Source organism: Kribbella sp. NPDC050281, from assembly GCF_040655855.1.
In the GTDB taxonomy this organism is placed as follows: domain Bacteria; phylum Actinomycetota; class Actinomycetes; order Propionibacteriales; family Kribbellaceae; genus Kribbella.
Window position 1 is genome coordinate 83,781 of record NZ_JBFAKS010000018.1, and the last position, 22,579, is coordinate 106,359.

The 22,579-nt window shown below is 68.1% G+C and carries 23 protein-coding genes; 14 read left to right on the forward strand and 9 right to left on the reverse strand.

What is annotated here, in order from left to right; translation table 11 throughout:
* The first annotated feature begins 1 nt into the window (after position 1).
* The 3 genes from AB0I34_RS20855 to AB0I34_RS20865 are packed head-to-tail and all read left to right on the forward strand — an operon-like array spanning position 2 to position 2,370.
* Entirely contained in the window at positions 2 to 832 is an 831-nt protein-coding gene (locus tag AB0I34_RS20855; RefSeq protein WP_360447243.1) for an ATP-binding cassette domain-containing protein, read from the forward strand.
* Positions 829 to 1,596: an ABC-2 family transporter protein gene (locus AB0I34_RS20860; protein WP_360447245.1), complete on the forward strand. Its 768-nt coding sequence runs from the start codon at positions 829 to 831 to the stop codon at positions 1,594 to 1,596. Before AB0I34_RS20855 ends, AB0I34_RS20860 begins: the two co-directional genes overlap by 4 nt.
* Positions 1,597 to 2,370, forward strand: coding sequence for an ABC-2 family transporter protein (locus AB0I34_RS20865; protein WP_360447247.1), 774 nt, complete (start codon positions 1,597 to 1,599; stop codon positions 2,368 to 2,370).
* On the opposite strand, the gene AB0I34_RS20870 is transcribed toward AB0I34_RS20865, so the two are convergent.
* From AB0I34_RS20870 to kduI, 3 genes are read right to left on the reverse strand one after another with little or no spacing between them, the layout of a single operon-like run.
* Entirely contained in the window at positions 2,367 to 3,131 is a 765-nt protein-coding gene (locus AB0I34_RS20870; protein ID WP_360447249.1) for an IclR family transcriptional regulator, read from the reverse strand. The two genes, AB0I34_RS20865 and AB0I34_RS20870, sit on opposite strands and share 4 nt — an antisense overlap.
* A gap of 32 nt (positions 3,132 to 3,163) precedes the next feature.
* Complete coding sequence (locus AB0I34_RS20875; RefSeq protein WP_360447251.1) at positions 3,164 to 3,925, reverse strand: SDR family oxidoreductase; 762 nt, start codon at positions 3,923 to 3,925, stop codon at positions 3,164 to 3,166.
* Positions 3,922 to 4,758, reverse strand: coding sequence for a 5-dehydro-4-deoxy-D-glucuronate isomerase (gene kduI, locus AB0I34_RS20880; RefSeq protein ID WP_360447253.1), 837 nt, complete (start codon positions 4,756 to 4,758; stop codon positions 3,922 to 3,924). The genes AB0I34_RS20875 and kduI overlap by 4 nt, the downstream gene beginning before the upstream one ends.
* A 148-nt stretch (positions 4,759 to 4,906) precedes the next feature.
* On the opposite strand from kduI, the gene AB0I34_RS20885 reads away from it, so the two are divergent.
* The 5 genes from AB0I34_RS20885 to AB0I34_RS20905 all read left to right on the forward strand — a co-directional run bounded on the left by AB0I34_RS20885 (position 4,907) and on the right by AB0I34_RS20905 (position 11,295).
* Positions 4,907 to 5,110: a hypothetical protein gene (locus AB0I34_RS20885; RefSeq protein WP_360447255.1), complete on the forward strand. Its 204-nt coding sequence runs from the start codon at positions 4,907 to 4,909 to the stop codon at positions 5,108 to 5,110.
* 53 nt (positions 5,111 to 5,163) lie between these two features.
* Positions 5,164 to 5,349: a tautomerase family protein gene (locus AB0I34_RS20890; protein ID WP_360447257.1), complete on the forward strand. Its 186-nt coding sequence runs from the start codon at positions 5,164 to 5,166 to the stop codon at positions 5,347 to 5,349.
* 96 nt (positions 5,350 to 5,445) lie between these two features.
* The gene (locus AB0I34_RS20895) at positions 5,446 to 6,471 is read left to right on the forward strand and encodes an aspartate-semialdehyde dehydrogenase (protein WP_360447259.1); all 1,026 of its coding nucleotides are present in this window, start codon (positions 5,446 to 5,448) and stop codon (positions 6,469 to 6,471) included.
* Positions 6,472 to 6,562: 91 nt separating this feature from the next.
* A complete protein-coding gene (locus tag AB0I34_RS20900; RefSeq protein ID WP_360447261.1) occupies positions 6,563 to 9,328 on the forward strand; it encodes a BTAD domain-containing putative transcriptional regulator in 2,766 nt (921 codons plus the stop codon).
* 143 nt (positions 9,329 to 9,471) lie between these two features.
* Complete coding sequence (locus tag AB0I34_RS20905) at positions 9,472 to 11,295, forward strand: long-chain fatty acid--CoA ligase (RefSeq protein ID WP_360447263.1); 1,824 nt, start codon at positions 9,472 to 9,474, stop codon at positions 11,293 to 11,295.
* Positions 11,296 to 11,311: 16 nt separating this feature from the next.
* Here AB0I34_RS20905 and AB0I34_RS20910 read toward each other — a convergent pair whose 3' ends face one another.
* Entirely contained in the window at positions 11,312 to 11,830 is a 519-nt protein-coding gene (locus AB0I34_RS20910; protein ID WP_360447265.1) for a hypothetical protein, read from the reverse strand.
* Positions 11,831 to 11,958: 128 nt separating this feature from the next.
* Here AB0I34_RS20910 and AB0I34_RS20915 point away from each other — a divergent pair, with 128 nt between their 5' ends.
* Complete coding sequence (locus tag AB0I34_RS20915) at positions 11,959 to 12,825, forward strand: aminoglycoside phosphotransferase family protein (RefSeq protein WP_360447267.1); 867 nt, start codon at positions 11,959 to 11,961, stop codon at positions 12,823 to 12,825.
* 9 nt (positions 12,826 to 12,834) lie between these two features.
* On the opposite strand, the gene AB0I34_RS20920 is transcribed toward AB0I34_RS20915, so the two are convergent.
* On the reverse strand, positions 12,835 to 13,719 hold the full coding sequence (locus AB0I34_RS20920) for an alpha/beta fold hydrolase (protein ID WP_360447269.1): 885 nt from the start codon (positions 13,717 to 13,719) through the stop codon (positions 12,835 to 12,837).
* Between the two features lie 228 nt (positions 13,720 to 13,947).
* Here AB0I34_RS20920 and AB0I34_RS20925 point away from each other — a divergent pair, with 228 nt between their 5' ends.
* The gene (locus AB0I34_RS20925; protein ID WP_360447271.1) at positions 13,948 to 14,706 is read left to right on the forward strand and encodes an alpha/beta hydrolase; all 759 of its coding nucleotides are present in this window, start codon (positions 13,948 to 13,950) and stop codon (positions 14,704 to 14,706) included.
* 177 nt (positions 14,707 to 14,883) lie between these two features.
* Here AB0I34_RS20925 and AB0I34_RS20930 read toward each other — a convergent pair whose 3' ends face one another.
* Both AB0I34_RS20930 and AB0I34_RS20935 read right to left on the reverse strand, forming a co-directional pair.
* Positions 14,884 to 16,104, reverse strand: coding sequence for an MFS transporter (locus tag AB0I34_RS20930; RefSeq protein WP_360447273.1), 1,221 nt, complete (start codon positions 16,102 to 16,104; stop codon positions 14,884 to 14,886).
* Positions 16,101 to 17,363 carry an ATP-grasp domain-containing protein gene (locus tag AB0I34_RS20935; RefSeq protein ID WP_360447275.1) on the reverse strand — a complete coding sequence of 421 codons (1,263 nt, stop codon included), beginning with the start codon at positions 17,361 to 17,363 and terminating at the stop codon, positions 16,101 to 16,103. Before AB0I34_RS20935 ends, AB0I34_RS20930 begins: the two co-directional genes overlap by 4 nt.
* 166 nt (positions 17,364 to 17,529) lie before the next feature.
* On the opposite strand from AB0I34_RS20935, the gene AB0I34_RS20940 reads away from it, so the two are divergent.
* The gene (locus AB0I34_RS20940; RefSeq protein WP_360447277.1) at positions 17,530 to 18,018 is read left to right on the forward strand and encodes an NUDIX domain-containing protein; all 489 of its coding nucleotides are present in this window, start codon (positions 17,530 to 17,532) and stop codon (positions 18,016 to 18,018) included.
* A 17-nt stretch (positions 18,019 to 18,035) separates the two neighbouring features.
* Here the strand turns inward: AB0I34_RS20940 and AB0I34_RS20945 are convergent, their stop codons facing one another.
* Positions 18,036 to 18,575 carry a DinB family protein gene (locus AB0I34_RS20945; RefSeq protein ID WP_360447279.1) on the reverse strand — a complete coding sequence of 180 codons (540 nt, stop codon included), beginning with the start codon at positions 18,573 to 18,575 and terminating at the stop codon, positions 18,036 to 18,038.
* Between the two features lie 21 nt (positions 18,576 to 18,596).
* Positions 18,597 to 20,078 carry an FAD-dependent monooxygenase gene (locus AB0I34_RS20950; protein ID WP_360447281.1) on the reverse strand — a complete coding sequence of 494 codons (1,482 nt, stop codon included), beginning with the start codon at positions 20,076 to 20,078 and terminating at the stop codon, positions 18,597 to 18,599.
* A gap of 97 nt (positions 20,079 to 20,175) precedes the next feature.
* Between AB0I34_RS20950 and AB0I34_RS20955 the strand changes: the two genes are divergently transcribed.
* The 3 genes from AB0I34_RS20955 to AB0I34_RS20965 all read left to right on the forward strand — a co-directional run bounded on the left by AB0I34_RS20955 (position 20,176) and on the right by AB0I34_RS20965 (position 22,576).
* On the forward strand, positions 20,176 to 20,823 hold the full coding sequence (locus AB0I34_RS20955) for a TetR/AcrR family transcriptional regulator C-terminal domain-containing protein (RefSeq protein WP_360447283.1): 648 nt from the start codon (positions 20,176 to 20,178) through the stop codon (positions 20,821 to 20,823).
* A gap of 67 nt (positions 20,824 to 20,890) precedes the next feature.
* Positions 20,891 to 21,166 (forward strand): hypothetical protein, encoded by a 276-nt coding sequence (locus tag AB0I34_RS20960; protein ID WP_131350022.1) that lies wholly within the window; start codon positions 20,891 to 20,893, stop codon positions 21,164 to 21,166.
* A 36-nt stretch (positions 21,167 to 21,202) separates the two neighbouring features.
* Positions 21,203 to 22,576 (forward strand): DUF4331 domain-containing protein, encoded by a 1,374-nt coding sequence (locus AB0I34_RS20965; RefSeq protein ID WP_360447285.1) that lies wholly within the window; start codon positions 21,203 to 21,205, stop codon positions 22,574 to 22,576.
* Positions 22,577 to 22,579: the final 3 nt, after the last annotated feature.

Consider the following 22,579-nt stretch of genomic DNA (forward strand, 5'->3'; position numbering starts at 1 on the left):
TATGAGTGTTGACGAGGCGAGAACAGTGTGGGTCGACCGGCTGGGGATGCGGTACCGCGCACCGGTCCGCCCGGCCGGTCTGCGGGCAGCGCTCCGCTCGGTGGTACGGCGCGAGTACCGCGAGATCGACGCGGTGACGGACCTGACCTTCGGGCTGGCCGCGGGCGAGGTGGTCGGCTTCCTCGGGCCGAACGGCGCCGGCAAGACCACGACCATGAAGATCCTCGCCGGCATCCTGCATCCCACCACCGGAGACGTCCGGGTGCTTGGTTCCGAGCCCTGGCAGCGGCGCCGGAGCTATCTGCGAACGATCGCCCTGATCCGCGGGAGCCAGCCGATCGGCGGTCCCGCGGAGCTGACGGTCATGGACTCTCTCCGCTATCAGCAACTGCTGTACGAGGTGCCGCGCGAGGACTTCCGGGTTGCCGTGGACGAACTCGTCGACCTGCTCGACATCAGCGCGCTGCTGCCGCGCCAGGTGCGGGCGTTGAGCCTCGGCGAGCGGATGCGGGCCGGCTTGGCGATGGCGATGGTCTACCGGCCCAAGGTCCTGTTCCTCGACGAACCGACGTTGGGACTCGACGTCTCGGCCGCCGCGACGCTCCGCCGGTTCGTCGCCGAGTACGCCGCCCGGACCGGGGCAACGATCCTGCTGACCAGTCACTACATGGCCGACGTGGAGGCGCTGTGCCGCCGGGTCATCCTGATCGACCACGGCCGCATCCGGTACGACGGCGACCTCGGCGCGCTGAGCATGACCCTTGCACCGGACCTCGTGGATCCGGCGCTCGACGTCGTACTGGACCGGTTGTATCGGGACGGGGCTCGGTGACCGCGCGCACCCTTCGTCTGCTTCGGGCGGGGATCTGGCGCAGCTCGGTGGAGTGGTGGAGCTTCCGGTCCTTCGTGATCACCCTGGTGGCCGGCCAGACGGTGACGCCGCTGCTAGGCCTCTTCGTCTGGTCCTCCGCCGTCCCCGGGAGCAGCGGCATCACGACGTACTACGTTGTCCTCCTCGCCGTTCAACTGGTGACGGTCTCGTTCGAGCACCACACGCTGGCGAACGCGATCTACGGCGGTGAGTTCGCGGCCGAACTGGTGAAGCCGCGACCGGTGGTCCTCGATTTGCTGGCCACCAACCTCGCGTTGCGGTTCTGGCATCTGCTGTTCGGCCTGCCGGTCATCGTGATCGTCGGTCTGTTCGCCGGCGTCTCCTTGCGTGGCCTCGATCTCCTGCTGGCGTTGCCTGCCGTCGTACTGGCCGCGGCGCTGCGCTTCGTCTTCACCTACACGCTGGCACTGTCGGCCGTGTGGATGCAGCGCGCGCACGGTGCGGTCGGGGTGGGGGAGACGTTGATCTTCCTGCTGGGTGGCACCGCGGCGCCGCTGACCTACCTGGTCGGTCCGCTCCGGGAGATCGGCGTGGTCCTGCCGTTCTGGTCGATGCTGGGTGCCCCGGCCGAGGTTGCCGCTGGCAACATCCGGGAGCCGCTCCACGTCTACGCGACACAGGCCGGCTGGCTGGTCGCCTTCATCGTGATCGCCGTCGTCGTCTGGCGGCGCGCGGTCCGTCGTTTCACTGCCTTCGGAGGATAGGTGTTCAGACTCATCAGGCTCTTCGGGGCGCTGTTCTCCCTGTCGCTGCGGCGCACCTTGGCGTTCCGCGCGGACATGTTCTTCGAACTCGTCACCACCTGCATCGGCGCTGCCGCATCGTTGGCCGCTCTCGGCATGGTCTTCAGCCGCACGGCCTCGCTCGGCGGTTGGTCTGCGGGTGAGGCGACAGTGCTGCTCGGCACATTCCAGGTCGTCACCGGACTTCGCAGTACGTTCGTCGAACCGAACCTGGCGTGGTTCGGCGGCCAGGTGAAGAACGGGCAGTTCGACGCCGTGCTGCTGCAGCCGGCGCCGGCCATCTTCCTGGCCAGCTTCGGAGCCTTTGCTCCGCTGGCGTTGATCCAGGTCGGAGTCGGGCTGTGCATCGTGATCGGCGGGATCGCGCGGGCGGGCCTGACAATCACGGCGACCGGAGTCCTCGGCTGGCTCGTGGTGGTGGCCGCGGCGACCGTCGTCATGTGGGCGACGCGGTTGATGCTGGCGTCAGTGGTGTTCTGGGCGTTCGGGCTCGACCTCGATGTGCTGTACGACGCGGTCTGGCAATTCGCTCGGTACCCGGTCCAGATTTACAGCCCTGTACTGCGGGTTGCCTTCACCTACGCATTGCCCGTGGCATTGATCGCCACCGTGCCGGTCGAAGCACTCATGGGCGGAGGCGTGGTTGCCGCAGTCGCTGTTGCCGGTGGCACCAGCGCAGTGACGTGGCTGATCTGGCGCCGCGGACTCCGCCGCTACACCAGCGTCACGAGTTAGCCTGTGGGCTCCATGTAGCCGAGGGCCGCGGAGATCTTGCGCGCGGCTTCGATCGCGGCGGGAGCCATCAGCGCCACCTGGGCGATGGATTGCTCCAGAGACAGGGTGGAGATGCTGACGGCGGCGATCGCCGTACCTGTGTGGTCGTGGATGACCGAAGCGACGCAGCGGATGCCCGGTTCGTTCTCCTCGTCGTCCAACGCGTAGCCGCGGGTCCGGACCTGGGCGAGGTCGGCCTTGAGCGCGGCCGCGGTCGTATGGGTCAGGGGAGTGCGGGCCGGCAGGCCGGTGCGGGTGATGTGCGCGTCGAGGGCCTCATCGTCCTTCTCGGCCAGCAGCGCCTTGCCGATGCCGGTGCAGTGCAGCCAGAACGCCTTGCCCACGCGAGACGGCATCCGGTACGGCTTCGGGCCGTCGAGGCGAGCGACGTAGATCGCCTCGTCACCGTTGAGCAGGCCGACGTGCACCGTGCAGCGGGTCTGCGCGACGAGATCCGCGAGGACCGGCCGGGCGACGGTCGCCAGGTCGACGTTGGTGAGGGCGTGACCGGCGAGCCGGAGCGCCTTCGGTCCCGGGTGGTACGACCCGTCGTCGGCCTGGGCGACGAACTCGTGCTCCACCAGCGACGCCATGATCCTGTGCACCGTCGACTTGGCCAGGCCGGTCGCGTTCACGACGTCGGTGAAGCGCGAGTGCTCCAGGACGGCGTCGAGCACCATCAGCGTCTTGTCGATGGCCGAGGGCGAACTCATGTCGGTCATCCTGCCACTCCTCACGTCACCTCCTGCGCCGATCACCGGGCCAGCCAGCCACCGTCGACCGCGAGCACGTGCCCGTTGACGTAGTCGGCCGCCGCCGAGGCCAGGAAGACCGCGGCGCCGACCAGATCCTCCGCCCGCCCCCAGCGACCGGCCGGGATGCGCTCCCGGATGGCGGCGTCGCGGGCAGGGTCCGCGCGCAGGTCGGTGGTGTTGTCGGTACTGATGTAGCCGGGTGCGATCGCGTTCACCTGGACCCCGGCCGGACCCCATTCGTTGGCCAGTGCCCGGGTCAGTCCCGCGACCGCGTGCTTACTGGCAGTGTAGGCTGGAACCCTGATCCCGCCCTGGAAACTCAGCAACGAGGCGATCGTGACGATCTTGCCGGTACGCCGTTCGGCCATCGCGGCGCCGATCGGCCGGGTCACCGCCCAGGTGGAGTTGAGGTTCACGTCGATCACCTGCCGCCAGTCCGCGGTGCTGGTCTCGGCCGCCGGCCCGCGCCGGATCGTGCCGGCGTTGTTGACCAGGATGTCGATCCGCCGCGTCCGCGCCAGTTCGACCGCAGTTGCTTCGACCGCGTCCGGGTCGGCGAAGTCGGCGATGACGACTGTCGCCTCACCGCCGCCGTTCTGCATGATCGCTTCGAGCGTGTCCTCGAGCGCGGCGTCGCGCGCCATCAGGATCAGCTCGGCGCCGGCCGCGGCGTACCCGGCCGCGATCGCTGCCCCGATACCCCGCCGGGCTCCGGTGACGAGCGCCGTACGCCCGCGGAGGCTGAACGGGTCAGCCGTCACCGCAGGTCCCGGACGTCGACGCCGTCCATGTCTCCGAACGCCTGGTTCTCGCCCGCCATCGCCCACACGAAGCTGTACGACGAGGTGCCGGCGCCGGAGTGGATCGACCAGCTGGGCGAGATGATCGCCTGGCGGTCCGCGACCAGGAGGTGCCGGGTCTCCTCGGGCTCGCCGAGCAGGTGGACGATCCGCTCGGTCTCGGGCAGGCCGAAGTACAGATAGCACTCGGTACGACGGTCATGCGTGTGCGCGGGCATCGTGTTCCACGTACTCCCGGCGTGCAGCGTGGTGACGCCGAGCACGATCTGGCAGCTACGGACGCCGTCGGCGTGGATGTACTGGTCGATCGTGCGGCGGTTCGCGGTCTGCTGGTCGCCGAGCTCGAGCCGGTTGCCTTCACCGGGACTGACCAACGTGGTCGGGAACTCGGTGTGCGCGGCGGCCGAGAAGAGGTAGAACGCCGCATCCGGGCCCTCGAAGACGACCTCGCGAACCCCACGCCCGACGTACAGGCAGGCTCCGGTGGGCAGCTCGTACTTGGTGCCGTCCGTGGTGACTGTGCCCGGGCCGCCGACGTTGACGATGCCGGCCTCACGGCGTTCGAGGAAGTACTCGCTGCGCAGTTCAGGCCAGGTGCCGAGCGTCAGCGGACCGCTCGCGGGGCGGGCGCCGGCCAGCACGATCCGGTCGTGGTGGGTGAGCACCGCGGTGACCGTGTCGGGCGTGAACAGGTCGTCGACGAGGTAGTGCGAGCGCAGGGCGGCGGTGTCGAAGCCGGGCACCTGATCGGGGTGGGTGGCATGCCTGATGTGGATGGGCGGCTGAGCATTCACGGAACAAGGTTCTAATCGACGGAACCTCCTGTCAATCGTGGAACAAGACCGTTAACGGTTCCGGGTTCCGTGTCTTGACACTCAGTTCTGTTCGGTGGAACCTTCTAGTCACTGCCCATCGCCCCTGGGAGGATCTCCAATCGGCCTGGTGGTCTGGGCGATCGTCAAGTGGGGCTTGGACTCCACCGACACCACGCTGGTCGTTGCGTTGCCGCTGGCAACTTCCCTGGTGGTGTACGTCGGCCTCGGGCTGCTCCTCCCGGAGCGTCGCCCGGAGGTGGACGACCTGGTCACCTCGCTGGACACCGACCCCGGCGACGTCACCGCGAGACGCGCCGCCGCCGTCGGCTGAACCCTGGAACACTGTCCCACAACACAGAACCGCCAACTCTCTGGAGAATCTGCATGCCGAACATCACCGTCGAGCTCCTGTCCGGCCGCACCCTCGACCAGCGCCGCGAGTTCGTCGCCGCCGTCACCGAATCCGCCATCGCCATCCTCGGCGCCAAGCGCGAGTCCGTCCGCATCGTGTTCACCGAGATCGAGAAGACCGACGTCGCCAACGGCGGCACCCTCGCCGCCGACGCCTGAGTGCCCGGCCCGGCGCCTCTCCCGCCCCGAGGCACCGGGCCGCCGCATCCTGGAATTCCCGGTGCCCGGACAGGCTCACCTATTACTGTCTTGGGTATGCGAGTAGGAGTTTTCGGAGCCACAGGACAGGTCGGCAGTGTCATGCGGGAGCTGCTGGTCGAGCGGGAGTTCCCGGTGGACGACATCAGGTACTTCGCGTCGGCGCGGTCGGCGGGGAGCACGCTGCCGTTCGGGGACCGCGAGATCACGGTGGAGGATTCGGCGACCGCGGACTTCGCCGGGCTCGACCTGGCTCTGTTCTCCAACGGGAAGACGGCCTCCAAGGAGTACGCGCCGAAGGTGGCCGCGGCCGGGGCTGTCGTGGTGGACAACTCGTCCGCCTGGCGGATGGACCCCGAGGTACCGCTGGTGGTGTCCGAGGTGAACCCGGCCGACCTCGACCACCTGCCGAAGAACATCGTCGCGAACCCGAACTGCACCACGATGGCCGCGATGCCCGTCCTCGCCCCGCTGCACCGCGAGGCGACGCTCACCCGGCTCGTCGTCTCCACCTACCAGGCCGTCTCCGGCTCCGGTGGCGTCGGCGTCAGCGAACTCGAGGACCAGGCGAAGGCACTGATCGAGTACGGCGGCCGCCTGGCCCGCGGCATCGACGGCGTCACCCTCCCCGAGCCCAAGGTGTACGCCGGCCCGATCGCGTTCAACGTCCTCCCGCTGGCCGGATCGATCGTTGCCGACGGCACCGGTGAGACCGACGAGGAGCAGAAGCTGCGGAACGAGAGCCGCAAGATCCTGCACATCCCGGAGCTCCCGGTGGCCGGCACCTGCGTCCGGGTGCCCGTGTTCACCGGCCACTCGCTCAGCATCCACGCCGAGTTCGCGGAGCCGATCACCCCGGAGCGGGCCACCGAGATCCTCGGTTCCGCGGCCGGCGTCGTACTCGCGGATCTGCCGACACCGCTGCTCGCGGTCGGCCAGGACCCGTCGTACGTCGGCCGGATCCGGCAGGACCAGTCCGTCCCGGACAACCGCGGCCTGGTGCTGTTCGTGTCGAACGACAACCTCCGCAAGGGCGCCGCCCTGAACGCCGTCCAGATCGCGGAGATCCTCGCCCGGCGCTGATCGGAGAGCATTCGTTTGAATCCGCGGCCCTCGTGCGGAGGGGCGCGATGGACCAGCCGCGAGGATAGGGTGAGGTCTCCTTCGTGCGGAGGTGACCGAGCTGGAGCAAGGGGCTGCGATCGGATCCGCGAATCTGCGGTTCCGGTTGCTGGGGACGGTGGAGGTTCGGACCGCCGACGGTGACGTCGTTCCGCTGCCGTCACATCGTCCGGCGGTGCTGCTGGCCGCCCTGTTGCTACGGCTGAACCGGACCGTGCGGGCCGACGATCTCGTCGACGTGCTCTGGGACGACGACGATCTCCCGACGAGTCCGCGGGCGGCGCTGCAGATCTACGTGTCCCGGTTGCGAGCCGCGCTGGGCGACACGGACCGGACGATGATCCAGACCGGCGACGGCGGCTACTCGCTGCGGGCGGACCCGTCCCGTCTCGACCTCGAGGTGTTCCGCGTGCTGGCCCGGCGTGCGGGCCAGACCACGGATCCCTCGGCCAGGGCCGAACTCCTCACCGAGGCCCTCGCGCTCTGGCGAGGCGAGCCGCTCGCCGGCCTCGACACGGGCGCTCTCACCCGAGAGATGACTCCGCGCCTCGTCGAGGAGCACCTCCGGGCGCAGGAGTTGTCGTTCGACGCCCGACTCGCCCAGGGCGCCGCGGCCGACGTCATCCCCGAACTCACCGAGCTGGTCCATCGATACCCGACCAGGGAGCGCTTCTGGGCCCAGCTCATGCGCGCCCATCACGCGGCCGGGCGGCAGGCTCTCGCGTTGTCGACGTACAGCGAGGTGTCGCGCCGGCTCCGCGATCTCCTCGGCGTCGGACCCGGTGCCGAACTCCAACGTCTGCATGCCGAACTGCTCGCCGCGACCGACACCGAGAGCATGGTCGTACCGCGGCAGCTGCCGTCCGTCGCACCGGCGTTCGCCGGCCGCACCGAGCACCTCCGGCAGCTTGACGACCTCCTGCCGGGCTCGCGGGTCGCGCTCGTCATCGGCCCGGCCGGAATCGGCAAGACCTCGCTGGCGATCCATTGGGCCAAGCAGGTCGCGGACCGATTCCCGGACGGCATCCTGTACGCCGACCTCCTCGGCTACTCGCCCGCCGCGGTGCCGGCAGACCCGCGCTCGGTGCTGCCCCGGTTCCTCGCCGCACTCGGAATCCCGGCCGACCGCCTCCCGCTGACCGCGGACGAACAGGTCGGGTTGTACCGCAGCCTGCTCGTCGACCGTTCGGTTCTCGTCGTGCTGGACAACGCCCGTACGGCGGAGCAGGTCCGGCCGCTCGCGGCCACCGGCGCGACCTGTATGACGCTCGTCACCAGCCGCAACGAACTCGCCGGTCTGGTCGCGACCGAGCAGGCCGAGCCGATCCGGCTCGACGTACTCGACCCGGACCAGTCGAGACAGTTGCTCGTGGCAAGAGTCGGCGAGCGGCGGTTGCGCGAGGATCCGGCCAGCGTCGACACCCTGATCGACCGCTGCGCCGGTCTTCCGCTGGCCCTGTCGCTGCTCGCGGCCCAGATCGCACTGCGGCCGCGGCGAGAGCTGAAGTCCTTCGTCGAACTGGTCAACGAGGCGCCGCTCGACGCGCTGGCGACCACCGACGGGGTCGACGTACGGACGATCTTCTCCTGGTCCTACCGGCAGCTGCGGCCCGAGCTGGCGCGGATGTTCCGGCTGCTGGCGCAGCATCCCGGCAGCGAGATCACCACGGGTGCCGCGGCCGCCTTGGCCGGTACGCCGATCCGCGACGCCCGGAACATGATCGCCGTACTGGTGGCCAATCATCAGCTGGTCGAGATCACACCGGATCGCTATGTTCTGCACGATCTGCTGCGGACGTATGCGCGTGAGCTGTGCGAGCCCGACGAGGCTGCGGAAGCGTTCACGCGGTTGCTCGGCTATCTGGTGCACACCGGGTTCGCCGGAGCGCTACTCCTCGCTCCGAGCCGGGAGCCGGTCGAGTTGCCGAAGCTCGAGCCGGCGGTGGAGCTGGTGTTGCCGGCCAGTCGCGACGAGGCGTTCGCCTGGTTCGACTCGGAGCAGCCGAACAATCTCGCCGTACTGCGATCCGCGGCCGGGCGGGCCGATCAGTGGCTCTGGCTGTATGTGTGGGCGATCGCGGACTATCTCGACTTCCGCGGCCGGTCCGGGTACATGGAGGCCGAAGGGCTCGCGCTCGAGGCAGCCGTGCGGCTCGGTGACCTGCGCAAGCAGGCCCAGACGCGCCGCGATCTGGCCCGCGGCCACATGGCGATGCGGGAGTGGGACGACGCCATCCGGCATCACGAACTCGCGCTGGGGATCGCGGAGGAGCTCGACGACCAGCCCGCCATCGCGCACGGGTCGCTCAGCCTGGCCCGTGTGCTCACCAGGATGGGAAAGCATCGGGAGGCGATCGAGAAGACCGTCCGGGCGCTGCGGATCTACGAGCAGACCGGGCACACCGACGCGCGGGGGACCGCGCTCAACAACCTCGGCTGGTACTACGCGCAGCTCGGCGAGTACGAGGCCGCGGTCGACTATGCACAGCAGGCGCTGAAGCTCTTCCAGGAGCAGGACTCGGAGTACGGGCGTGCCGTCGTCAGCGACACGATGGCCTTCGCGCTGGCCGCGGCCGGACGGCTCGACGACGCCATCGCCAGCTACACGACCGCGGTCGACATCGTGCGCGCCCAGGGCCGTCGGCTGGAGACGGCCGAGTGCCTGATGGCGCGGGCGGCCGTGGAGGAGCGAGCCGGGTACGACGACGCGGCCCACGCCAGCTGGACCGAGGCATTGGAGATCCTCGAGGCGCTCGATCATCCCGATGCCGAGGCTGCTCGGCACGCCCTGGATCAGCAGCGGTTGAACGGACAGTAAGACTGGAGGCACCGGCCGTAGGTACCTGTTACCTGTTGCGGAAACGTAATGCAGAAGGCTGACGTGGGTACGCGAGTGCCCATGGTCAGCGGTGCCCGGTACCGATTACTCTCCGGTTACTTGACCCCCGATGGAGGCCAGTTATGACGCCTGTCGCCGATTCCGGCCAGCTCGCGCTGCTCAGCAACCGCAAGGACACGATGGCCCAGATGTTCCTGGACCGGGTCGCCGCGACTCCTGACCGAGAGGCCTTCCGGTACCCGTCGGGTGACGCCTGGACGTCGGTCAGCTGGCGCGACATGGATGTACTGGCGCGCCGCCGCGCGGCCGGCCTGGTCGCCCTCGGCGTCCAGCCGGAGCAGCGGGTCGCGATCGCGTCCAGCACCCGGATGGAGTGGGTCGAGTGCTACCTGGCCGCTGTCCTCGCCGCGGCCGCGACGACCACGATCTATCCGACCACGATGTCCGTCGACGTCGCCTTCATCATCGCGGATGCCGACGTACAGGTCGTGTTCGCCGAGGACGCGGCTCAGGTGGACAAGCTGCGGGAGCGCAAGGCGGAGATTCCGTCGGTGCGCAAGGTGGTGCTGATCGACGGGGAACCATTGGACAGCGATGGAGACTGGGTCATCAGTCTTGCCGCGTTGGATGCGCTGGGTGCGGATGAGGTGGACGCCGTTGACGGCCGGATCGCCAAGGTCAAGCCAGAAGATCTCTGCACGCTGATCTACACCTCCGGCACGACCGGCCGACCGAAGGGAGTGCGGCTGCCGCACTCGGTGTGGACGTACGAGGGCGCCGCCGTCGAGGGGATGCGGGTGCTCAGCCCGGACGATCTGCAGTTCCTCTGGCTGCCGTTGTCGCACGTGTTCGGTCAGGTGCTGCTCGCCGTACAGTTCCAGCTCGGGTTCGCCACCGCGATCGACGGGCGGATCGACAAGATCGTCGAGAACGCCGCCGTCGTCCAGCCGACGTTCATGGCCGCGGCACCGCGGATCTTCGAGAAGGCGCACGGCCGGATCGTCACGATGATCGCGACCGAGGGTGGGCCGAAGGCCAAACTGTTCGACTGGGCCTTCGGAGTCGGCGCTCGCGTGTCCGCGCTGCGCCAGCAGGGCAAGGAGCCGGGCGGTCTGCTCGGGGCGCAGTACGCCGCCGCGGACCGGCTCGTGCTGTCGAAGATCCGGGCTCGCTTCGGTGGACGGATCCGGTTCTTCGTGTCCGGGTCGGCGGCGCTGGACAAGAAGCTGGCGGAGTGGTTCCACGCCGCTGGGCTGCTGATTCTCGAGGGGTACGGGCTGTCGGAGACGGCGGCCGGGGCCACGCTGAACCGGCCTACGCAGTACCGGCTCGGCAGTGTTGGTCCCGCGTTCCCCGGCACGCAGTTCAAGATCGCCGAGGACGGCGAGATCCTGATCAAGGGTGACGGCGTGATGAGCGGGTACCACAATCAGCCTGAGCAGACGGCCGAGGTGATCGATGCCGACGGGTGGTTCCACACCGGGGACATCGGGCACTTCGAGGACGAGTATCTGTTCATCACCGACCGGAAGAAGGATCTTTTCAAGACGTCGGGCGGCAAGTACGTCGCGCCGCAGGTGATCGAGGGCCGCTTCAAGATGATCTGCCCGTACGCGAGCCAGTTTGTTGTGCATGGCAACAAGCGGAACTTCGTGTCGGCGTTGGTGACGCTGGATCCTGATGCTGTCGTCGGGTGGGGCGCGGCCAACGGTCTTGAGGGAAAGTCCTATGCGGAGATCGTCGGCTCGGATGCGGCTCGGGTGATGGTGCAGGGGTACGTCGACGAGCTCAACGCCGGGCTGAACCGGTGGGAGACGATCAAGAAGTTCACGATCCTGGAGCGTGATCTGACGGTCGAGTCCGGTGAGATGACGCCCAGCTTGAAGCTGAAGCGCAAGCACGTCGAGAACGAGTACGCCGACGTACTGGACAAGATGTACGAGTAGTTCTCACCCACCCTGCCTATCGTGCGGCGGCGGCCTGCAGCTTGTTCGGCCAGGGGAACACGAGGGGGTCGAGGCTCGACTGCCAGCAATGGCTCAGTTCCCGGAGTGTGTTGGTGGCGCGGTCGAGGTCTGTGTCGTCGTAGGGAAAGGCGTCCGCCCGGGAGATGCCCCAGCTCTCGCGGGCTTGGGCGTACGGCGTACGGCGATCGTTCTCGACGGCTTCGTGGATGACGCTTGTGAGGACCTCGCTCACGCCGATGCTGTTCGGCGCTTTCAGGATTCGGGTGCTGCGAACCTTGGCGTCGTGGCGTTTCTTGCCTGCTGTCTGTTGCATGCTGTCGAACACCGCGCCTGCCGCGATGCAGCCGAAGATGCCGTCGGCGATTCCGAGTTCGCGTTCGGTGACCGCGTGCGCGAGGTCGTGGGGGACGCGATGCTTGCGTGAGTACGAGGACAGGGTGAACACCGCGCCGTCCGCTCGCCGGATCAGCGTGAAGCACTCGCCGCGCGGGTCGTGATGGAACGTCAGGTGCATGACCACCACAGTGGACCCTTGCGCCTCGGCGTACCACCGGATTTCCAGGCTGCACGGGACTCTCGGCTACTGCGGCCCGGCCAAATACGAAGGACAGAACAAGATCACGCAGGTAGCCTCACCAGATCATGGAGATGTCCGACATCACCCGGGCGATAGCGGCTGCCACTTCGATCGCCGCATCGCTCGACCTTCCAGTCAACGCCGCCGTCGTTCTGCACAACTCGAACAAGCTGGCGCTGCGGCTGACGCCGTGCGATGTCTTCGCCCGGGTCGCGCCTGTGGGGCAAGAGGTTGCCCAGTTCGAAGTCGAGCTCGCTCAACGACTCGCCGAGGCCGGAAGCCCGGTGGGTGCGTTGGAGCCACGGGTGGACCCGCTGGTGTACACCCGCGATGGCTTCGCAGTGACGCTGTGGGTCTACTACGAGCCCGTGACACCTCACGTCTCGCCAGTCGACTACGCCAAGGCGCTGGAGCAGCTGCACGCCGGCATGCGCAAGGTTGATGTGGCGAGCCCACGGTTCACGGATCGAATCGCGGAGGCGGAGGAAGTCGTTGCCGACCCGGATCTCTCGCCGAAGCTCGCCGACGCGGACCGTGTGTTCCTCAGCAGCAGGCTGGGAAGCCTGCGACGGGCGATCGACGACCGGGGTGCCGCGGAGCAGCTGCTCCACGGCGAACCGCATCCAGGCAATCTGCTCAGCACGAAGAACGGCCCGTTGTTCATCGACTTCGAGACGTGCTGCCGTGGACCCGTCGAGTTCGATCTCGCCCATGTTCCCGAGGCGGTCTGCGAGCACTACCCGGGCGTTGACCAAGGACTGCTGGACGAGTGCCGGCAGCTCGTTCTCGCGATGGTCGCAGCGTGGCGTTGGGACATCGGCGACCAGTTCCCGAACGGGAGGCGATTCGGAGAAGAATTCCTGCGCGCGCTGCGCACGGGTCCTCCTTGGCCGACCCTCGACACGATGGCCACGCGACTGGACGGTCTGTAGAAACCGCCGTCACCTGGCGGCGTCGCGGACGAAGGTGCTGATCGCTTCGACGTACTCGGCCGGCTGTTCCTCGTCGATCAGGTGACCGCTGCGGTCGAAGATCCACAGTACGGCGTTGGGCATGCGGTCGGCGAGGTCGCGGGCCATGTCGAAGCCCACGTGGCGATCCCAGAGTCCGATCATCACCAGCGCGGGGGTCGTGATCGCGGCCAACTCGTCGGCAAGGTCGAGACGTTCGGTGCCGACCAGTGCGAGCGCCATCTCCATGTTCATCCCCGGCGCGGCAGGGTCGGGCGCAGGCATGTTGGCCGGGTCGTAGTAGAAGAACCGGGTGGCGTGCTCGCTCGACGAGATCGCTCCGATCGCAGCAAATGTCCGCTGGATCGGATCGGTCATGCCGTCCAGTTGTGTCCGCAGCTCTGTCCGTTCGCCCGGCGCGAGGAACGTGTCGACGGCATTGGGTCGCAGCGACCAGAGGCCGGGGTGCAACGGCCCGACGACCGGGGGAGCGTGGAGAACGAGGCGCTCGACATTGTTGGCGTGGGCAACGGCGTACTCCGCGGCGAGCAGACAACCGAACGAGACACCCCACGGGATGATCCGGTCCAACCCCAACGCCGACCTGATCTCCTCGAGGTCCGCCACCAACCGACTCATGGTGTAGGTAGCCGGCTCGGACGGCTTGGCCGACCGTCCACATCCACGCTGGTCGTAGAAGATCACCGTCGAGACCTTCGCCAGCTCGTCCCCGACCGACTGCTCGACCGAGTAGCAACTCTCGCCCGGCCCACCATGCAACAGCACCAACGGCACCCCGCCGTTGTGAGCCCCCGCAACCCGAACCCAGTGCTCGACCCCGCCCGCCACCACAACCCGCACCCCATCACTCAACATGCCCGCGAGCATACGTCCCAACCCGTCCCATCCCCGGCCGGAAAATGGTTGGGCGGTGGGGCGTGGGGGCTGGTAGTTTCCGGGGTGCACGTGACACTGCTCTGGGAGGTGAGACCCATGAACCTGCATCCTCGTGGGTGCTCCCCGGTCGTGGTCACGGTTGGGCGACTGACGTAGGTGTCGCCGGGAGCGCCTGAATCTGAAGGCACTTCCGAAAGGCGACACATCATGCATTTCACTACGCAGACTTCATCGAACGGCGTCATCGAACGCGACTTCGTCCTGGGTGACATCACCGGCGTCCTCTGGGCCCCGGAATCCGGATCCGAGGGTGCGCCACTGCACCTGATGGGGCACGGCGGCGGCCTGCACAAGAAGGCGCAGGGGCTCGTGGCCCGTGCTCACTACTACGTGACCACCTGCGGTTTCACCGTGGCCGCCATCGACGCGCCCGGACACGGCGACCGGCCGCGATCGGCGGGGGACGGGAAGTGGGTCTCGGCTCTCCTCGAGGCTCGGGCGGCCGGTCAACCGATCGGCCCGATCGTCATCGACTACAACTCGTCGCTGGCGGAGCGCGCCGTACCGGAATGGCAGGCGACCCTCGACGCCCTCCAGGCACTGCCCGAGATCGGCCCCGACGCGCCGATCGGCTACAGCGGCATGACCTTGGCCAGCACGATCGGGCTGATGTGGGCAGCGATCGAGCCGAGGATCAGCGCAGCGGTCTTCGGTGGGGTGTTCGTGTACGACGCCCTGACCGAGGCGGCACGGCAGATCACCATCCCGGTCGAGTTCATCCTCCCGTGGGACGACGCGGAGATCGACCGCGAATCCGGGTTCGCCCTGTTCGACGCCTTCGCCTCGAAGGAGAAGACGTTGCACGCCAACCCCGGCGGCCATCACGAAGTTCCCTGGTTCGAGACCGAGATCTCGGGCCACTTCTTCGCCCGCCATCTGGGCCGATCCGTCCCATCACCGGCCTGACCTGAAGCTGTCGGCGGCCGGCTCATACCCGGCCGCCGCACAGCTGTGCTCGATCAGACACGCACTGGGCAGGTCTCTAGTCGAACAACGAGCAACACTGGAGGTACGGACGGCCGACTTCGCCGAACCTGATCGAGCTCACCCCCCCAGCTCCAGGACGCGAGGCCGGCCGTCTGCTCAAGGAGACGTTGCGCGACGGCGCGGCAGGCAGAGCTGGGCCGACAGCAGTCCGGCGGCGCCGATCAGGACCCACAGCGCCCAGGGCCCGATCGCGTACACGGCACCCCCGATGAGCGGTCCGGCGCCCGTACCGATCGTGTACGCGACGCCGTGCAGCCCCTGGTAGCGCCCGACCATCTGCGGCGGAGCCAGACTTCCCAGATACGCCTGGGAGTACGTGCTGGTCACCATCTCGCCGAATGTCCAGATCAGCACCGTCGCCGACAACAGGACCATGTCGGTCGCGAACCCGGTCAGCGCCAGACCGATACCGACGATCAGGTTGCCGATCGCCAGGACGTACTCCGGCCGGTACCGCGAGACCCAGCCGGTGATGGGCAGCTCCAGCACCAGGACCAGCAGACCGTTGAGCCCGATCAGGAGCCCGAAGTCTCGCGCGCTCAGACCCGCGTCGTTGACGTGCAGGGGCAGGCCGACGGTCGACTGGATGTAGACGAACTCGGCGACCACGGTCATCAGCAGGAATCGCACCAGCAGGCGGTCGGACAGAGCCTGTCGATACCCGACCGCCCGGTCATCCTCCCGTTCCGCATCGTCAGACTCCACCTGGGGCGCATCCCGCAGCAGCACCGCCACGACCACGCCGAACAGCAGGCACGCTGCGGCATTGCCCAGGAACAGCCCCACATAGGAGGTGCTGGCCAGCACACCGCCGATGACGCCGCCCAGTGCAGCGCCGATGTTCATCGCGAACCGGTACACGCCGACGGCGGCGAGCCGCTGCTGGTTGGTCGTGACGGAGTCGATCAGGACTGCGGCCGCGGCCGGCCGGTAGAGCTGCGACGTCACGCCGATGAGCCCGGCCACCGCGACGATGGCCAGGAGCGGTCCGAGGAACGGCACGATCGCGGTCAGCCCAGCGGTGGTCACTGCCGACAGCACGATCGTCCATCGACGGCCGAGGTTGTCGGCGAGGTAGCCGCCGACGGCGTTGCCGAGCACCTTGCCCAGACCCGTCACGCCGAGCACGAGCCCCGCGGCGCCGGCGGAATAGCCGCGCTGGGTCAGGTACAGCACGATGAACACGGGCAGGAAGTTGCCGACCTGGTTGACCAGGATGCCGAGGCTGATGATCCACACCCGGCTGGGCAGGCCGCGCAGCGCGTCGCGGAATCGCGCCTCGTCGACGCCCGGCGGGTCCGACGGCGCGGTGCTCACGGGATGGGCTCCGTGCGTACCTGGACCGCCGCGGCCAGTCGCTTGCCGTGGGCAATCGCTTCGGCCGCGGTGGAACCGCGGGCGATGACGTGACCGACCTTGTCCTCGTTCCAGGTCAGCGGTGGTACCTCGTCGCCGGGCTTCACGTCCAACTGGAGGTCGACATACGCCGGGTCCGCGCGGACGGCCTCGACCCCGGTCACCTCGATGACCCGTCCGGGCTCCGGTGTGATGAACCGTACGGCGGCTCCGCCCTGAGGCTCGGGAGAGGTGGTCAGCGGTTCCACCAGGCCGAAGCCGGCGTCCAGCGCGTAGTGCTCCATGTCGACGCCGTACGCGATCTCGGCCAGTTCGTTGATCCGGTCACCGCCGATGCGGTTGTGCGATTCGACGATCCGCGGGCCGCGCGAGGTCAACTTGACCTCCGTGTGCCCTGGACCGTTGCGCAGGCCGACCGCGTCGAGGAAGCCGGTCACCAACTGCCTGACCTCGCCCAGCGTCCCGGCCGAGAGGCCGCTGGGCTGCGAATGTCCGATCTCGACGAAACCGGCGCCGCCGACCTCCTTGTCGGTCACCGCGACGATCACGTGCCGGCCGTCGAACGACAGGGTCTCCACGCTGATCTCCGGGCCGTCCAGGAACTCCTCCATGAGGAACTCGTGGAACGAGTCGGCAAAGGCCAGGTCGCCGGCGGTCCACTGCACGTCGTCGAGGGATCGGTACCGGTCGGCGACGACGTCCACGTCGGCCTGGTCGCGGACCCGGAAGACGCCGAGGCTGCCCGATTCGCGGACCGGCTTGACGATGATCGGGAGCCCGTGCGCCTTCACGAACTCCCGGATGTCCTGCCCGGACCGGCCGACCGCCGAGGCCACCGGACTGAGATCCCTTGCGGCCAGGTGTCGGCGCATCCGCCATTTGTCCAGCAGCAGTTCCACCGTTTCGATCGACTCGCCGCGGAGGCCGAGCGCCTCGTTGATCCGCGCCGTCGGCAGCAGCCCGAGCTCAGTCAGCGACACGGCCGCCTGGAACGGGTACGCCGCGTGCAGCGCGCGGACCAGCGGCAGGAGCCGGTCGATGTCGCCGTAGTCGAGCAGCAGCGCCTGATCGACGTACGGCCAGTGGCCGCGGTCGTACTCGTGCGGGTACTGGACGTGAACCACATCCAGGCCGAGCTCCCGGGCCTTGCGTACATGCTTCAGCTTGCCGCCGACAACCAGAATGCGAGGCCGCGTGTTGGGCACAACATCGTCGAACACCGTGGCTCCTGTCAGAGAGGATCCGTGCGACCCAAACCCTGCCGGTCTGAGGTAGCCCCCGCATATCGGAACTCCTCCCTATCCCCAATCCCCGAGAACCACCTAGGGATCCGCCGTCCGGCGCGCGGCCGCCTAAGTACCCAGGTCGCTCGTGTAGCCTCCGCGGGTGGGCTCGAGATCCAGCCGGCTGATGACGTCGGTATTCCTTGTCCGCGGCGGCCAGGTCCTGCTGCTGTACCGGAAGGGCTCCCGTGCGATGGACGAGGACTCCTGGGTCGGAATCGGCGGCCACCTCGAACCCGGGGAGATCGATGACCCCACAGCGGGTGCTCTCCGCGAGCTGGAAGAGGAGATTGGCGTGCGTCCTGACCAGATCTCTGATCTTGCCCTGCGGTATGTGGCACTCAGGGACACCGGCACCGAACTACGCCAGACCTACTACTTCACCGCCGCACTCCGGCCCGAGGTGCCGCTTCCCGTCGACTGTGCCGAGGGCGATCTCCACTGGTTCGACCTGACCATGGATCCCTCGGACCTAGAGATGCCGCCCACGGCCCGCATCGCCTTCACCCATTGGCTGAGCCACGGCCGCCGGGACGAGGCACTCCGCTTCGTCACGATCGGTGCGGATGGTTCATGCGAGGTCAGTGGCTAGGCGTTCGAGGTTCCCTGTCATTCGCCGACGTGGCCGTCGATGGACTCTCGGATGAGGTCTGCGTGGCCGTTGTGGCGGGCGTACTCCTCGATCATGTGCATGACGATCCAACGTGCGCTGGGCGTGGTGCCGTCCCTCCGGGTGCGTCCTGCCGGGCGGTCCAGGCCGCCGTCCGCCAAGGTTTCGGAGAGCAGATCGCGGGAGCGGGCCACCGCGTCCTGCCAGAGCACTTGCAGTTCCCCGGGGGAGTCATCGGCGGCCGAGTTCCACTCCCAATCGGGGTCCGCGTCGAAGTAGTCGTCGTTCCACATGGCCTGGCGCTCGTTCCCCCGCAGGCAATAGGAGAACCAGTGGTCCTCGTAGAACGCGACGTGCTTGAGCATCCCGCCCAGCGTCATCGTCGACACGCCCACGGTCGCCCGTAGCCCGGCCGCGTCCAGGCCGGAGCACTTCCAGGCGAACGTCGCCCGCTGGTACTCCAGAAAGCCCACGATCGTCTCAGTCTCGTTGCCCGCAAACGGAGGCAACGGGCGTCCCTGCTCGTCCAGGCCGGTCATGCTCAGCAGCCTATGCCCGCGTCAGGTCGTGAGGTGGGCCGGACCGAACCAGGTGCTGAGAGCATCGGTCAGCCCGTCGTCGGTGCCGTTGGTGGCCCAAGCGACGTACCCGTCCGGTCGGATGAGCACTGATGCGGGCACGCTGATCTCGCCGACGCCCGGAACCGTCCACCGCTCGGCGGCACAAGTGGCCGTCACGCAGTCGATCCGGTCCGCCCAGCCGTCGACCGACGGTACCTCGCCGCCGTTGAGCGCCAGCAGGATCGGACGCCCCGCAGCCAGCAGTCTGTGGACACGACCGGCTCCAGCGGCCGTGACGAGATCGGCATCGGGCACCCGGCGTCCGGCCAGCGGGTGGTCGCACTTCGTGTCGTAGCAGATGTCGAGTGCCGCGATCATCAGTCCGAGCCGCCGGCGTACGTCGTCGATGTCGAACAAACCGGCGAAGATCTCGCGCAACGCCTCGCTGTGCGGGCCGGGTCGCGACAGTGCGGTCTGCGCCCGCGTGTTGTGCAGAACGCGAGCAGCCACCGGATGCCGCTCGCTCGCGTAGCTGTCGAGCAGGTCGTCGTACGCCTCGCCGCGCAGGACAGTCGCTAGCTTCCAGCCGAGGTTCACCGCATCCTGGACGCCCATGTTCAATCCCTGACCACCCGCGGGGTAGTGGATGTGGGCGGCATCGCCGGCCAGGAACACCCGACCCTCCCGATAGCGATCAGCCTGCCGCGCAGCATCGCCGTACTGCGACAACCAGCGCGGACTGTGCATACCGAAGTCGGTGCCCGCGACCTCACGAAACGACTCGCGGAAGGCCTCGAAGCCAGGCTCGACCGCACGGTCGAGAACGCGGTCGTGCCGCTGCACGATCAACCGGTACCAGCCCTCCTGGAAGTTGAGGACGGAGAAGTCGCCAGGACCGCCGCGCTGCGAGAAGAGGGGACCGGCAGGCGGGTCGGTCAGCTCGACGTCGGCCAGCATGCCGGTCATGGTCGCGTCGGTCCCGTCGAAGCCGATCCCGGCCAGCTTCCGTACGGCGCTTCGTCCGCCATCGCAGCCGACGAGGTATGCGGCACGGATCCAGCCGCCGTCCGGGCCGCCGATCTCGACGTCGACACCGGCCGCGTCCTGGCGGAACCCGAGCACGGGGGAGGCCCACCGCACCGGTGCTCCCAGAGAAGTGGCGTGCTCGTCGAGTTCCCGTTCGATCTCCGCCTGCACGATGGCCAGCGTGTGCGGGTAGCGGGTGGGGAAGTCGGAGAAGTCCAGCGGCAGCCCGGCTAGGTGACCAGCCTGGATCGGTCGCCCGTGCGGCAGCATCCGCTCCAGCAGACCGCGCTGGTCGAACACCTCCATGGTCCGAGCGTGGATGCCGCCCGCGCGGGACTCGCCCGTCCGGGCCGGCAGGGCGTCCACCACGATCACGTCGATCCCGGCCAGCCGCAGTTCCCCGGCCAGCATCAGTCCCGTCGGTCCGGCGCCGGCGATGAGCACCTGAGTCTGCATGAGTTCGCTCCTTAACAACGTTAAATTCACTTTAATGCTGTTAAGGAGAACAGAACGCTGTTAAGCTGTCAAGGCAGCTGCAGACCCAGGAGGCAACGTGAAGCTCGATGCCGGCGCCATCGCCACGGCTGCGTTGGGGCTGCTCGACGACACGGGCGTCGACGGCCTGACGATGCGCAAGGTGGCGGCCGGGCTCGGCGTACAGGCGCCCGCGCTCTACTGGCACGTCAAGAACAAGCAGGAGTTGCTGGACGCGATGGCTCGCGTGCTGTTCGTCTCCGCCGTCGACGGCATCGAGGCGCCGCGGCGCGGGACGCAGTGGCAGGACTGGCTGATCGAGCTGGCCGGCCGCCTGCGCGCGGCGCTGCTGCGGTACCGCGACGGCGCTCGGGTGCTGGCCGGCACGAACGTCAGTGACGACTCGATGTGGCGGGTGACCGAGCTGACGTTGCGCACCCTGGAGGACGCCGGTTTCCCGATGCGGGACGCCGTACGGATCTTCCCGATTCTCCTGCACTACACGATCGGCTTCGTCCTCGAAGAGCAGGCGCAGACCGGCGTCGCGTATCCCGACGGCAATCCCTACCACCCCGAGCAGATCACCCAGGCCGTCGACCCCGACCGCTACCCGTTGACGGCACGGATGGTCGGAGACCTGTTCACCGCCGACCCCGACGCGGAGTTCGACCACGGTCTGCGGATCATCCTTGCCGGAGTCCGCGCGACCACGCGACCGAAAGTCTGACCCATCCGCTGGTGAGAACGCCCCGAATGTCGGCTGCACGGGGTTTCTACCAGTGGGAGGTCAGCACATGAGTAACGCAACGCGCCGGGGGTTCCTGGTGTTCGCGGGCGCGGGGACGGTTGCGGCGGTGGGAGCGGTCGCAGCGGTTGGTGCGGTCGGTGACAAGGCCGCGGACGCGGCGAAGACATCGCTGGAACCGGGCGACCTGGCTGACGCCGAGTCGTTCGTCGTCCACGTCAAGGACGTGAAGTCCGGTCAACTGGCGATCATGGTCGGCCACCGCGAGGTGCTCGTGACCGATCGTGAACTCGCGGCCCGCCTTGCCGGCGTGACGACCGCCTGATCCAGCCTTTCAGCATCTGTTCTTGGAGGAATTGTCATGTCTTCGCACCGCGAGGCACCGGAGATCTCGAAGGATCCGGTGGCCGACAACACCGATGTCTACGCGTTCGTCAGCCCGGACGCACCGGACACGGTCACGATCATCGCCAACTTCATCCCGTTCCAGAACCCGTTCGGCGGGCCGAACTTCTACGAGTTCGGCGACGACGTGCTCTACCAGATCCACATCTCCAACCGTGGAACCGGGCAGGCCGACATCAGCTACCAGTTCCGCTTCCGCGCCGAGATCCGGAACAAGAAGACGTTCCTGTACAACACCGGTCCGATCACGTCGATCAAGGACCGTACCTGGAACCGGCCGCAGTACTACTCCGTGACCCGCGTCGAACAAGGCCGGTCCCGGACCCTCGCCCGGAACCTGACCGCCCCGCCGGTCAACGTCGGAGTCCGCAGTACGCCGAACTACGCCAGGCTCGCCCGCCAGGCGATCCACACCATCGGCACCGGTCGCAAGGTGTTCGCGGGGCAGCGTGCCGACGCGTTCTGGGCCGACCTCGGCAGCATCTTCGACCTCGGCACCCTGCGGCCTTTCCAGATGGCTCACCTGATCCCGTCTGCCGCCGCTATGGGCGTGAACGGGCTGCAGGGTTCCAACGTGCACACCATCGCGATCCAGGTCCCGATCACCGACCTGACCCGCGACGGCCGCCGGCCGACGAACGTGCTGGACCCCAAGTCCGTCATCGGTGTCTACGCGTCGGCCAGCCGTCAGCAGTCCCGCATCGTCGACGGCAACGGCACCTCGGTGTGGCACGGCCCGTACAAGCAGGTCTCCCGGCTGGGCAACCCGCTGTTCAACGAGGTCATCGTGCCGATGGCGGAGAAGGATCGCTGGAACAGCCTGCCACCGTCGGCCGACAAGCGGTTCGCCGGATTCGTCACCAAGCCCGAGCTCGCCGGCCTGCTGCCGGTGCTGTACCCGGGTGTGTTCCCGAGGTTGGCGGCGTACAAGAAGCCACGTGCGGACCTCGCGGCGATCCTGCTGACCGGCATCCCGAAGGGTGTCGTCGACGGCTTCCAGAACTACACCGGTCCGGTCCAGGCCGACATGTTGCGCCTCAACGTCGCCGTACCGCCGGCCAAGTCGCCCAACCCACTCGGCCTGGTCGCGGGTGACGCGGCCGGATTCCCGAACGGCCGGCGCCTGATCGACGACGTCGTGACGGTCGAACTGCGGGCCGTCGCCGGCATCACGATCCCGCTGGTCGACAAGTCGTTCAAGCCCGACGACGCGGCCGGTGCGATCAAGGACGGTACGTCGAACACCAACGGCCCGCTGCTCGACCGTTTCCCCTACCTCGGTACTCCGGGCGGCGGCTACCAGTCGCTGCCGGGCACCCCGGCCGCGTGATCA

What these genes read in the sequence shown, in the direction of transcription:
- AB0I34_RS20855 (WP_360447243.1), top strand. Translation starts at nt 2, where the DNA reads ATGAGTGTTGACGAGGCGAGAACAGTGTGGGTCGACCGGCTGGGGATG.
- AB0I34_RS20870 (WP_360447249.1), bottom strand. Translation starts at nt 3,131, where the DNA reads ATGACCGACATGAGTTCGCCCTCGGCCATCGACAAGACGCTGATGGTG.
- AB0I34_RS20890 (WP_360447257.1), top strand. Translation starts at nt 5,164, where the DNA reads ATGCCGAACATCACCGTCGAGCTCCTGTCCGGCCGCACCCTCGACCAG.
- AB0I34_RS20895 (WP_360447259.1), top strand. Translation starts at nt 5,446, where the DNA reads ATGCGAGTAGGAGTTTTCGGAGCCACAGGACAGGTCGGCAGTGTCATG.
- AB0I34_RS20905 (WP_360447263.1), top strand. Translation starts at nt 9,472, where the DNA reads ATGACGCCTGTCGCCGATTCCGGCCAGCTCGCGCTGCTCAGCAACCGC.
- AB0I34_RS20910 (WP_360447265.1), bottom strand. Translation starts at nt 11,830, where the DNA reads ATGCACCTGACGTTCCATCACGACCCGCGCGGCGAGTGCTTCACGCTG.
- AB0I34_RS20915 (WP_360447267.1), top strand. Translation starts at nt 11,959, where the DNA reads ATGGAGATGTCCGACATCACCCGGGCGATAGCGGCTGCCACTTCGATC.
- AB0I34_RS20920 (WP_360447269.1), bottom strand. Translation starts at nt 13,719, where the DNA reads ATGTTGAGTGATGGGGTGCGGGTTGTGGTGGCGGGCGGGGTCGAGCAC.
- AB0I34_RS20925 (WP_360447271.1), top strand. Translation starts at nt 13,948, where the DNA reads ATGCATTTCACTACGCAGACTTCATCGAACGGCGTCATCGAACGCGAC.
- AB0I34_RS20945 (WP_360447279.1), bottom strand. Translation starts at nt 18,575, where the DNA reads ATGACCGGCCTGGACGAGCAGGGACGCCCGTTGCCTCCGTTTGCGGGC.
- AB0I34_RS20950 (WP_360447281.1), bottom strand. Translation starts at nt 20,078, where the DNA reads ATGCAGACTCAGGTGCTCATCGCCGGCGCCGGACCGACGGGACTGATG.
- AB0I34_RS20960 (WP_131350022.1), top strand. Translation starts at nt 20,891, where the DNA reads ATGAGTAACGCAACGCGCCGGGGGTTCCTGGTGTTCGCGGGCGCGGGG.
- AB0I34_RS20965 (WP_360447285.1), top strand. Translation starts at nt 21,203, where the DNA reads ATGTCTTCGCACCGCGAGGCACCGGAGATCTCGAAGGATCCGGTGGCC.